An 11,876-nucleotide genomic window follows, 5' to 3' on the forward strand; every position below is an offset into this window, starting at 1 on the left:
GGGGGCCGGGGAGCGGTGATCCGCTCCCCGGCCCCCGGCCGTGCCCTGCGCCCTCGGTGGCGCCCCGGTCAGCCGTGCGCCCGCAGCAGCGTGCGCATCGTCCGCATCGCGACCGAGAGGTTCGCGAGGTCGAAGCTGTCCGAGTTCTGGATCTCCTCCAGCGTCGAGCGGGCGCGCGTCAGGATCGGCGCGTTCTTCTCCTCCCAGGCCGTGAACCGCTGTTCGGGGCCGTCCTCGCCGCCCCCGGCGCCCAGGACGTCCTGGGTGAGCCCGGCGTGCGCCGCGTACAGGTCCTCGCGGATGGAGGCGCGGGCCATCGACTGCCAGCGGTCGGCGCGGGGCAGTTCGATGATGCGGTCCATGAGCTGGGTGATGCCGAGCCGGTCGGCGAGGTCGTAGTACACCTCGGCGACGGCCAGCGGGTCGTGCCCGGAGCGTTCGGCGACGGCCACGACGTCGAGCGCGGGGAAGACCGAGGAGAAGCCGGCGACCCGGGTGGCGAGTTCCTCGGGCACCCCTTCGCCGGTCAGCTCGTCGTGGATCGAGCGGTACCACTCGGCGTCCGCGCCGCGCAGCAGCCCGGGCAGCCGGTCCCACACCTTCGTGACGTCGGCGCGGAAGAACTCGATGGTCTCGGCGAGCTGGAGCGGCTGCGGCCGGTTGTTGAGCAGCCAGCGGGTGCCGCGCTCGACGAGCCGCCGGCAGTGCAGCCTGATCCGGGTCAGGACCTCGGCGGGCACCTGGTTGTCGAGGCGTTCCACGGCGTCCCACACGGCGCTGAGCCCGAAGATCTCCCGGGCCGCGAGCTGGGCGCGGACGATCTCCTCCAGGGAGGCCCCGGTCTCCTCCCGCAGCCGGTGCAGGAAGGTGCTGCCACCGCTGTTGACGGTGTCGTTGACCAGGACCGTCGTGATGATCTCGCGGTGCAGCGCGTGGTTCTCGATCTGCTGCGCGTAGCTCTCGCGCAGCTGCTCGGGGAAGTACGCGAACAGCAGCCCGCGCAGGTAGGGGTCGTCCGGCAGCGGGGTGGAGATCAGCTCCTGCGCCGCGGTGATCTTGGTGTAGGCGAGCAGGACGGCCAGTTCCGGCTGGGCCAGTCCCCGTCCGGAGCTGAGCAGTTCCGCGATCTGCCGGTCGCGCGGCAGGAACTCCAGGGCCCGGTCGAGGTGGCCGTCGGCGACGAGCCGCTGCATGAGCCGCTGCTGCGCGTGCAGCAGCGAGGGGGCCTGCGCCCTGGCGTTGGCGAGGGCCACGTTCTGCGCGTAGTTGTTGCGCAGCACGAGCCGGCCGACCTCGTCGGTCATGCTCGCGAGCAGCTTGTTGCGCTGCTTGACGGTCATGTCCCCGTCCCGCACGACCGCGTTGAGCAGGATCTTGATGTTCACCTCGTGGTCGGAGGTGTCCACGCCCGCGCTGTTGTCGATGGCGTCGGTGTTGACCTTGCCGCCGCCCCCGCCGTTGCCGAGGCGGGCGAACTCGATCCGGCCGAGCTGGGTGAGGCCGAGGTTGCCACCCTCGCCGATGACCTTGGCGCGGACCTCGGCGCCGTTGACCCGGATCGCGTCGTTGGCCTTGTCGCCGACGTCGGCGTCGCTCTCGGCGCCCGCCTTGACGTAGGTGCCGATGCCGCCGTTCCACAGCAGGTCGACGGGGGCCTTGAGGATGGCCCGCATGAGGTCGGCCGGGGTCATCTTGGTGACGGTCCCCTCGATGCCGAGGGCCTTCCTGATGTGCGCGTTGAGCTGCACCGACTTGGCGCCGCGCGGGAAGATCCCGCCGCCCGTGGACAGCAGCGCCCGGTCGTAGTCGGCCCACGAGGAGCGGGGCAGTTCGAACAGGCGGCGCCGCTCGGCGTACGAGGTGGCGGCGTCGGGCTGGGGGTCGATGAAGATGTGCCGATGGTCGAAGGCGGCGACCAGGCGGATGTGCTCGCTCAGCAGCATCCCGTTGCCGAACACGTCCCCGGACATGTCGCCGACGCCGACGACCCGGAAGTCCTCGCTCTGGGTGTCGTGCCCCAGTTCGCGGAAGTGCCGCTTGACGGACTCCCAGGCGCCGCGCGCCGTGATGCCCATGCCCTTGTGGTCGTAGCCGGCCGAACCGCCGGAGGCGAAGGCGTCGCCGAGCCAGAAGCCGTAGTCCTCGGCGACGCCGTTGGCGATGTCGGAGAAGGTCGCGGTGCCCTTGTCGGCGGCGACCACGAGGTAGGTGTCGTCCTCGTCGTGGCGCACGACCCCGGTGGGCGGCACGACCTCGCCGCTCACGAGGTTGTCGGTGATGTCGAGCAGCGCCGAGATGAACGTCTTGTACGCGGCGACGCCCTCGGCCAGCCACGCGTCCCGGTCCACGGACGGGTCGGGCAGCTGCTTCGCGACGAAACCGCCCTTCGCGCCGACCGGCACGATGACGGTGTTCTTGACCATCTGCGCCTTGACCAGGCCGAGGATCTCGGTACGGAAGTCCTCGCGCCGGTCGGACCAGCGCAGACCGCCGCGCGCGACCTTGCCGAAGCGCAGGTGGACGCCCTCGACGCGCGGGGAGTACACCCAGATCTCGAACGCGGGCCGGGGCGCGGGCAGGTCCGGGATGGCCTGCGGGTCGAACTTCATCGACACGTAGGAGTGCGGCTCGCCGTCGTCCGCGCGCTGGAAGTAGTTGGTGCGCAGCGTGGCCTTGACGACGGTGAGGAAGGACCGCAGGATGCGGTCCTCGTCGAGGGAGGCGACGGAGTCCAGCGCCCCGTCCAGCTCCTCCAGCAGCCCGTCGAGGAGCTCGGTCCCGGCGTTCTGCCGCTCCGGCGACATCCGCGCCTCGAACAGGGAGACGAGCAGCCGGGTGGTGTGGATGTTGTTGCGGAGGGTGTCCTCCATGTAGTCCTGGCTGAAGGTGGCCCCGGCCTGCCGCAGGTACTTGGCGTACGCGCGCAGCACCATGGCCTGGCGCCAGGTGAGCCCGGCGGCCAGGACGAGCGCGTTGAAGCCGTCGTTCTCGGCCTTTCCGCTCCACGCGGCGCCGAAGGCCTGCTGGAAGCGCTCGCGGGCGTCGTCACCGAGGTGGTCGCCGCTGCCCTCGGGCATCCGCAGCCCGAAGTCGTAGATCCAGGCGGTGTCGCCGTCGGCGCAGCGCAGCCGGTAGGGGCGTTCGTCGACGACCTCGACGCCGAGCCGGGTGAGCACCGGCAGCACCGAGGACAGCGAGATCTCGCCGCCCGCCCGGTAGATCTTGAAGCGCTTCGTGCCGGGGGCCGCGCCCACCGGCTCGTACAGGCTCAGCGCGGAGTCCCGCACCGTGGAGCGCTCGGCGTGCAGCTGCTCCAGGTGGGCGAGGTCGGCGACGGCGGAGCGCGGCGCGTGGTCGGCCTTGTAGCCCTCGGGGAAGGACTTGCCGTAGCGGCGCAGCAGCGCGGCGGCGCGTTCCTCGCCGAACTCCTCGTGCAGCGCCTCGGCGAAGCCGTCGGACCAGGAGCGGGTGGCCTCGGTGAGGCGGCGTTCGATGCGGTCGGCGTCGGCGTCGGTGAGCACGGGCAGTTCGGTGCCGGTCGCGACGCGCACGACGAAGTGCAGCCGGGAGAGGACCGACTCGGTGTTCCAGGCGGTGAAGTCGACGTTCTCGCCGTTCAGCTCCTCCTTGAGGATGTCGATGATCCTCAGCCGCACATCGGTCGTGTACCGGTCGCGCGGCAGGTAGACGAGGGCCGAGTAGTAGCGCCCGTACACGTCCTTGCGCAGGTACAGCCGCAGCCGGCGGCGCTCCTGGAGGTAGAGCACCGAGGTGACGATGGACCGCAGTTCGTCGGGCGGGGTCTGGAACAGCTCGTCGCGCGGGTACGTCTCCAGGATCTGGAGCAGGTCGCGGCCGTCGTGGCTGTTGGGCGTGAACCCGGCGCCGCGCAGCACCTCGTCGACCTTGCGGCGCACGACGGGCACCCGGCGCACCGACTCGGTGTACGCGGCGGAGGAGAACAGCCCGAGGAAGCGGCGTTCGCCGACGACCTCGCCCTTCTCGTCGAACTTCTTCACGCCGACGTAGTCGAGGTAGCTGGGGCGGTGCACGGTGGCGCGGCTGTTGGCCTTGGTGAGTACGAGCAGCCGGTGTTCGCGGGCCTTGGCGCGGGCGTCGGCGGGCAGCCGGCTGAAGGACGGGCTGACCGGGTGGTCCTCGTCCTTCTCGTGGTGCGGGTCGGAGCGCAGGATGCCGAGGCCGGTGCCGGGGACGGCGGCGAGCGAGTCGCCGTCGATCAGGTCGTACTCGCGGTACCCGAGGAAGGTGAAGTGGTCGGCGGCCAGCCAGCGCAGCAGCTCCCTGGCCTCCTCGACGTCGCTGTCGGGCAGGTCGGCGGCGTCGGGGCCCTCGGGGAACTCGGCGGGCAGTTCGTCGGCGATGCGCAGCGCGGCGTCACGCATCTTCTCCCAGTCCTCGACGGCCTCACGGGCGTCGGACAGGACGCGCAGCAGGTCGGCGGTGATCTGCCGCAGGTCCTCGCGGTCGGTCTCGCGGTCGATCTCGACGTGGATCCACGACTCGGTCAGGACGTCGTGCGCCCGCCCGTCGGGTGCGGGCCGGTGCGGCAGCACTTCGAGCAGCTTGCCGGTGAGGTCGCGGCGGACGGTGAGCTGGGGGTGGATCACGACGTGGATGCCGCGGTCCTGGCGGGACAGCTCGTTGGTGACGGAGTCCACCAGGAAGGGCATGTCGTCGGTGACGACCTCGACCACGGAGTGCGGGGAGGCCCAGCCGTTCTCGTCGACGGTCGGGGTGTGCGCCTGGACGTTGGCGGTGCCCTGCGGACGGTTCGCGGCCAGCCGGAGGTGGGAGAAGGCGGCGCCGAAGAGGTCGGCCGGATCGCGGCCGGTGATGTCCTCGGGGGCGGTGTGCAGGTAGTAGCGCTGGAGGTAGGAGAGGACACGGTCGGCGTCCGGCGCGTCCGGGGTCTCCGGAGCGTCCGGCGCCCTGCCCTCGGCCGGCCCGTTGTCGTCACCGATCGGTAGGTGCCCACCGACCGGACTGTTCTCAGCGACCCGGGCAGCCCTTTCGAGCAGCTCGGCCTTGGCTTCGTCCAGCTTGGTCTGCATGATCCTCTGGCTCCTGTCGCGCGCCGTTGCGTGACGTTGAAGGAAAGTGAAGACGGCACGAGGGGTGCGTGCCGCTCGGGGCGTAACGCCGCGGCGCGGGGTGTCCGGTCTCCGACGACGTTATGCCGGTATCCGCGCCGGGGGCGGCCATATCCGCCAATCCCGGCATCGCGCCGTTCCCGCGCGGTCGGTCAGCGGAGCCCGGGGCACAGGACACGTGCGCCGGGCGCGGGGCAGGGGCGTCGGCGCCCCCGCGGCATATCGCGCTGATCACGGCACCAGGCTAACCCTCCGGGGGCGAGGCGCGTCATGAGCCGTATTCGTACACATCAAGGGGCCCAAGTTTGACGCCCCGCACAGCACCGAAGGTGGTCGACGTCACGTAAGGGGGCAGGTGGCGGCGGTCGCCCGGGGGCGGGCGGGACGGGGCGCGCAAGGGCTCGGCGGGCCCCTCCGGGGAGCGGCGCTACAGCTCGGCTGCTCGCTCCACGGCCTCCTGGAGCGAGTCCACCACGGGGACGCCGACCGTCTCCAGGCTCGCCCGGCTGTGCGAACCGCCGGTGTAGAGCACGGCGCGGGCCCCGGCGGCGAGCGCCGCGACCGCGTCGTCCACGGCGTCCCCGACGACCACCGTGCGCGCGGGATCGACCTCGGGCAGCCGGGCGAGATGGCGCACAAGGTGCGCCGCCTTGCCGCCGCCGGAGGGCCCGGTGCGTCCCTGCACCCGCAGAAAGTACGACTCGATACCGAACTCCCGTACCAGCGGCACGAGTTCCTCGTGCCCGTACATGCTCAGCAGTGACTGCCCGTGCCCGGCCTCGTGCCAGGCGCCGAGCACCGTACGCGCCTGTTCGGCAAGACCGCAGCCGAGCCGGGCCTCGGCGTAGTGCCGCTGGAAGGCGCCGTCCATCCGCTCCCACTCGGCGGCGGTGGGGGCACGGCCGAGCAGCGTCTCGTAGAACGCCGGGACCGGCACCCGGTACAGCTCGCGGTACCGCTCGATCGTCAGCGCCCGCAGCCCCGGCATCCGGAGTTCGGCGAAGGCCGCGTTGGTCGCCGCGAGGACCGCGTCCATGTCCTGGAACAGCGTCCCGTTCCAGTCCCACACCAGATGCGCGCCACTCCCAGCCATACGAAAAAAATACCGCGCCGGATCGCGGGCAGGCGGCCCGACCGGGGCCGCAGCGCGCCCGCTTCGGGGGCTGAGGACTGTCCCGCAATTCCTGGCGGGACAGCCCTCAGGCCAGCAGGTCCGGGATCTCCTGACGGGCGAACCACAGCAGTTCGTGGTCCTCCACGCCGTCCACGACGGACACCGCGTCGCGGTCCCCCCGGTCGGCCGCGCCCAGCGCCCCGGTGGCGGCGGCGACGTCCTCGACGGCGTCGCCCGCGTCCGCGTGGACCGCCGCCGCCTTCGCCATCCGCACGGCCCCCTCGACCCGCACCTCGCCCGCGGAGGCGGGGTCCGGGTCGGGGTGCGCCGCGGCGTCCGGTACGTCGACGGCGAGCACGACCCGGCGACGTACGGCCCCCGGGTCCGCGGCCAGCAGCCGCAGCGAGGCCCCGGCGGCCCGCCCGAGGGCCGCGTACTCCAGCTCCTCCAGGTCCTCGGACCCGTACCAGTCACGCAGCGCGGGGGTCACGGCGTAGGCGGTCACCGGCCCGCCCGCCAGTTCGCCCGCCTCGTGGGCCCGCGCGAGAGCACTGAGGGTGAGGGGGACATAGACACGCATGAGAGGCCGCTTTCTGGTCGGAGACCGCCAGGATACGTGCGTACGTCCCCCTTCGAACGCCTGTCACCTCCGCCCCCGTTCGTCAACACCTCACGGGGGCGCGCGAGCCGCCCGCGCCGCACGCCCGGCCCCTTCGTGTCCCCTTCACCCTGATAAGTGAATCCGGCGAACCCCATAACCGTCACACAGAGTTACTTGCCCACCCTGGCCAGGCTCCCGTAGAAGTCCGGAACACAGCGGTTACCGACGGGTAGAGACACGCGCTGTCACCGAGGCCCGATACGCGCGGTGACGGAACCGGGCGCAGACCGCACCGACAGTGACCACCGCAGGCAGAGACCGGGGACCCCATGAACAGGCACAGGCCGGCCGCGACCCGCAGGCCCCCCACCCGTACGGACGCGAGGGCTCCCGGCGCTCGCCCGCGCCCACGCGCCCCGCACCGCCGCACGACTCCGCACGAGGTCTTCGCCGAACGCCTGCTGTCGGTGCTGTGCGGACTGCGCCCCGTGCACCACCTGATCGGGCACGCCGTCGGCGAGGCGTACGAGCAGGCGGTGACCCTCGCCCCGGTCGCCGCCTACCGGACCGCCCACCCGGTACTGCGCGGCTGCCGCGGCGTCCCCCTGCGCCGGGGCGTGGTCGAGGCGTGCGCGAGCGTGGAGATCGGCCCCCGGGTCCACGCCCTGGCCTTCCGCCTCGAACAGGGCGAGGACCACCGCTGGCGCTGCACCGCCCTGGAACTGGCCGGTTCACACGGCGGAGCGGGCGGCGTGTGAGCGAGCCGGGAGCGGAGGGTGGGACGCGGCGCGGTGGGCCGGAGGGACGCGACGAGGTGGGCGGGACGCGGCGCGGTGGGCCGGAGGGACGCGGCGCGGTGGGCGGGACGCGGCGAGGCGGGCTGGAGGGCAGGACCCGGCGAGACGGGCCCCGAGAGACCGCACGCGGGCCGGAAACCGCCTCCAGCGCCCCCGAAGCCCGTGGAGGGCCCCGGGGCGGCCCTCCAGCCCTCCCCGGGGCCTCCGGGCGGGCGCGCAGCCCGGCTCAGGGATGACGGGCCCTCACTCGTATCGAGACCCGCCACCCCGGAGCACGGCGACGGGCGACGGGCCTCAATACGAGTGAACCGGGCACCTACTTCTTGCGCCGCCGGCCCTTCTGCGCCTTGCGCCGCTCCGCACGCGTCAGACCGCCGCCGGAGGCCGGCCACCGCATCGAAAGGCGCGTCCCGCGAGAACCCGCCCTCCACCACACCACGCCCCCACCGGGCCCTCCGGGCGTGCGCACGGCACGGCTCAGGAGCGGCAAGCCCTCACACGCGACGAGGCCCGCCATCCCCGGGCAGGGACGACGGGCCTCGACACGAGTGAACCGGACGCCTACTTCTTGCGCCGCCGGCCCTTCTGCGCCTTGCGCCGCTCCGCACGCGTCAGGCCGTCACCGGAGGCCACCGCGTCGGAAGGCGCGTCCTGCGAGAACTCGCCCTCGACCACGCCGCCCTCGCCGTCGACGGTGGGCGCCGAGAAGTGCAGCCGGTCGGGCCGCTGCGGGCTGTCGAGGCCCTTCGCGCGGATCTCGGGACGCACCGCGCCGGCCGGGACGGCGTCCTGCACCTTGTCCATGGAGAGCGCGGAGTCCTGCACCTCGACCTCCTCGACCTGCTGCTCGACCTGGACCTCCAGGTTGAACAGGTAGCCGACGGACTCCTCCTTGATGCCGTCCATCATGGCGTTGAACATGTCGAAGCCCTCGCGCTGGTACTCGACCAGCGGGTCCTTCTGCGCCATGGCTCGCAGGCCGATGCCCTCCTGGAGGTAGTCCATCTCGTAGAGGTGCTCGCGCCACTTGCGGTCCAGCACGGACAGGACGACCCGGCGCTCCAGCTCACGCATGATCTCCGAGCCGAGCTGCTCCTCGCGGGCCGCGAACTGCTCGTGGATGTCCTCCTTGACGGCCTCGCTGATGAACTCGGCGGTCAGACCTGCCCGGTCGCCCGCCTCCTCCTCCAGCTCCTCGACCGTGACCTTCACCGGGTAGAGCTGCCGGAAGGCGCCCCACAGCCGGTCCAGGTCCCACTCCTCGGCGAAGCCCTCCGCCGTCTCCGCGGCGACGTACGCGTCGATCGTGTCGTCCATGAAGTGCACGACCTGGTCCTGGAGGTCCTCGCCCTCCAGGACGCGGCGGCGCTCGCCGTAGATGACCTCGCGCTGGCGATTGAGGACCTCGTCGTACTTCAGGACGTTCTTGCGGGTCTCGAAGTTCTGCGTCTCCACCTGCGACTGCGCGGAGGCGATGGCGCGGGTGACCATCTTGTTCTCGATCGGCACGTCGTCGGGGACGTTGGCCATGGCCATGACGCGCTCGACCATCTGCGCCTTGAACAGCCGCATCAGGTCGTCGCCGAGCGAGAGGTAGAACCGGGACTCGCCCGGGTCGCCCTGACGGCCGGAACGGCCGCGCAGCTGGTTGTCGATACGCCGTGACTCGTGCCGCTCGGTGCCCAGGACGTAGAGCCCGCCGAGCGCCTTGACCTCCTCGAACTCCGCCTTGACGGCGCGCTCGGCCTTCTCCATCGCGGCCGGCAGGGCGGCGGCCCACTCCTCGACGTGCTCGACCGGGTCGAGACCGCGCTGGCGCAGCTCGGCCTCGGCGAGGTCGTCGGGGTTGCCGCCGAGCTTGATGTCGGTACCGCGGCCGGCCATGTTGGTGGCCACGGTGACGGCGCCCTTGCGGCCGGCCTGCGCGATGATGGGCGCTTCCCGGTCGTGCTGCTTGGCGTTGAGCACCTCGTGCTGGATGCCGCGCTTGGAGAGCTGCTGCGAGAGGTACTCGGACTTCTCGACCGAGGTCGTGCCGACCAGGATCGGCTGGCCCTTCTCGTGCTTCTCCGCGATGTCGTCGACGACCGCGTCGAACTTGGCGACCTCGGTGCGGTAGATCAGGTCGGACTGGTCGGCGCGGACCATCGGCCGGTTGGTCGGGATCGGGACGACGCCGAGCTTGTAGATCTGGTGGAACTCGGCGGCCTCGGTCATCGCCGTACCGGTCATGCCGGAGAGCTTGTCGTAGAGGCGGAAGAAGTTCTGCAGGGTGATCGTGGCGAGGGTCTGGTTCTCGTCCTTGATGTCCACCCCTTCCTTCGCCTCGATGGCCTGGTGCATGCCCTCGTTGTAGCGGCGGCCGGCGAGGATACGGCCGGTGTGCTCGTCGACGATCATGACCTCGCCGTCGATGACGACGTAGTCCTTGTCGTTCTTGAACAGCTCCTTGGCCTTGATGGCGTTGTTCAGGTAGCCGACCAGCGGGGTGTTCACCGACTCGTAGAGGTTGTCGATGCCGAGCCAGTCCTCGACCTTGGCGACGCCGGACTCGTGGATCGCCACCGTCCGCTTCTTCTCGTCGACCTCGTAGTCGCCGGTCTCCTCGATGCCCTTGAGCTGGTTGCCGGCCTCGCCGCGCTCCAGCCGCTTCACGAGCCGAGCGAAGTCGCTGTACCACTTGGTGGCCTGGTCGGCCGGTCCGGAGATGATGAGCGGCGTACGGGCCTCGTCCACCAGGATCGAGTCGACCTCGTCGACGATCGCGAAGTTGTGGCCGCGCTGCACCAGCTCGTCCTTCGACCACGCCATGTTGTCGCGCAGGTAGTCGAAGCCGAACTCGTTGTTCGTGCCGTACGTGATGTCGCAGGCGTACTGCTCGCGGCGCTGGGCCGGAGTCATGTTCGCGATGATGCAGCCGACGCTGAGGCCGAGGAACTTGTGCACCCGGCCCATCAGCTCGGAGTCACGTTCGGCGAGGTAGTCGTTGACCGTGATCAGGTGCACTCCCTTGCCGGAGAGCGCGTTGAGGTACGCGGGCAGCGTGCCGACGAGGGTCTTGCCCTCACCGGTCTTCATCTCGGCCACGTAGCCGAGGTGGAGGGCCGCGCCCCCCATGAGCTGCACGTCGTAGTGGCGCTGGCCGAGCACCCGCTTGGCAGCCTCGCGCACGGTCGCGAAGGCCTCGGGCAGCAGGTCGTCGAGGCTCTCGCCGTCGGCGATCCGCTGCCGGTACTCCTCGGTGAGGGCGCGCAGCTCGGCGTCGGAGAGGTTCAGGAAATCCTCTTCGATGGAGTTGACCTGGTCCGCGATGCGGTGCAGCTTGCGCAGGATCTTGCCTTCGCCTGCACGCATGATCTTTGAGAGGACGGACACGGGGGTTGGTCTCCTTGCCGGTCGGGCCTGGCACGGTTTGAGTCTTCGGGCAACGGCCATCGTATGCGAGGACCCGGCCGCGCCGGGAGGTCTGCCACCACGTCAACGGACGGGGAGGGCAGAAGGTGCCGTAACCCCGCCGGCGAATCGCGGGCGCGGTCGCCGGAAACAGGACATTCCCCGAGCGGAAGGCGCGAACACCGATGGAACCGGTAGCCCTCACCACCGAACGCCTCCTGCTGCGGTGCCCGGTCCCGGGGGACGCCGAGGAGGTGCGGGCCGCCTGCCAGGACCGCGAGATCCACCGCTGGACGGCCGTACCCGCTCCGTACACGTGGGAGCACGCCGTGGAGTTCACGTCGAGAACGGCCCCGGCGGGCTGGCGCGAGGCCTCGATGTACACCTTCGCGGCCGTCCTGCGCACGGCGCCGGGCTCCCCGCTGGTCGCGATGCTCGCGCTCACCCCGCGCGGCCAGGGCTGCGCCGAGATCGGCTACTGGGCCGTCGCCGAGCACCGGGGCCGGGGATACGTCACCGAGTCGGTGCGCGCGGTCTCCCGCTGGTCCTTCGCGCACGCCGGCGTGGCCCGCCTGGAATGGCGCGCCGAGGTCGGCAACACGGCCTCCCGAACGGTGGCCGACCACACGGGCTTCACCCACGAGGGCACGCTGCGCTCGGCCGTGCTCCACCACTCCACGAGAAGAGACACCTGGCTCGCCTCCCTCCTCCCGACCGACCCGATCCCCCGCCCCCAACGCCACTGACCACGACATCGACCGAGCCAACTCCAGCCCGCCCGACCCGGCCCCACCCAGGCCGTCCAACGCGCCCCATCCACCCCGTCCGTCCCACCCCACCCAGCCCGTCCGACCCGGCCC

General features: G+C 71.5%; 6 protein-coding genes. 2 read left to right on the plus strand and 4 right to left on the minus strand.

The window, feature by feature from the left end:
- Window positions 1-68: 68 nt before the first annotated feature.
- The 3 genes from AB0J21_RS27645 to AB0J21_RS27655 all read right to left on the minus strand — a co-directional run bounded on the left by AB0J21_RS27645 (window position 69) and on the right by AB0J21_RS27655 (window position 6,805).
- The gene (locus AB0J21_RS27645; protein ID WP_363148829.1) at window positions 69-5,072 is read right to left on the minus strand and encodes an NAD-glutamate dehydrogenase; all 5,004 of its coding nucleotides are present in this window, start codon (window positions 5,070-5,072) and stop codon (window positions 69-71) included.
- Between the two features lie 466 nt (window positions 5,073-5,538).
- Window positions 5,539-6,204, minus strand: coding sequence for an HAD hydrolase-like protein (locus AB0J21_RS27650; protein ID WP_363148830.1), 666 nt, complete (start codon window positions 6,202-6,204; stop codon window positions 5,539-5,541).
- Between the two features lie 106 nt (window positions 6,205-6,310).
- Window positions 6,311-6,805, minus strand: coding sequence for a hypothetical protein (locus AB0J21_RS27655; RefSeq protein ID WP_363148831.1), 495 nt, complete (start codon window positions 6,803-6,805; stop codon window positions 6,311-6,313).
- A 350-nt stretch (window positions 6,806-7,155) separates the two neighbouring features.
- Between AB0J21_RS27655 and AB0J21_RS27660 the strand changes: the two genes are divergently transcribed.
- Complete coding sequence (locus AB0J21_RS27660; RefSeq protein WP_363148832.1) at window positions 7,156-7,584, plus strand: Rv3235 family protein; 429 nt, start codon at window positions 7,156-7,158, stop codon at window positions 7,582-7,584.
- 600 nt (window positions 7,585-8,184) lie between these two features.
- Here AB0J21_RS27660 and secA read toward each other — a convergent pair.
- On the minus strand, window positions 8,185-10,998 hold the full coding sequence (gene secA, locus AB0J21_RS27665) for a preprotein translocase subunit SecA (protein ID WP_363148833.1): 2,814 nt from the start codon (window positions 10,996-10,998) through the stop codon (window positions 8,185-8,187).
- A 203-nt stretch (window positions 10,999-11,201) separates the two neighbouring features.
- Between secA and AB0J21_RS27670 the strand changes: the two genes are divergently transcribed.
- Window positions 11,202-11,762, plus strand: a complete 561-nt coding sequence (locus tag AB0J21_RS27670) for a GNAT family protein (RefSeq protein ID WP_363148834.1) — start codon at window positions 11,202-11,204, stop codon at window positions 11,760-11,762.
- Window positions 11,763-11,876 lie beyond the last annotated feature (114 nt).

Origin of the sequence: Streptomyces sp. NPDC049954 (assembly GCF_040656295.1) — a bacterium.
In the GTDB taxonomy this organism is placed as follows: Bacteria; Actinomycetota; Actinomycetes; order Streptomycetales; family Streptomycetaceae; genus Streptomyces.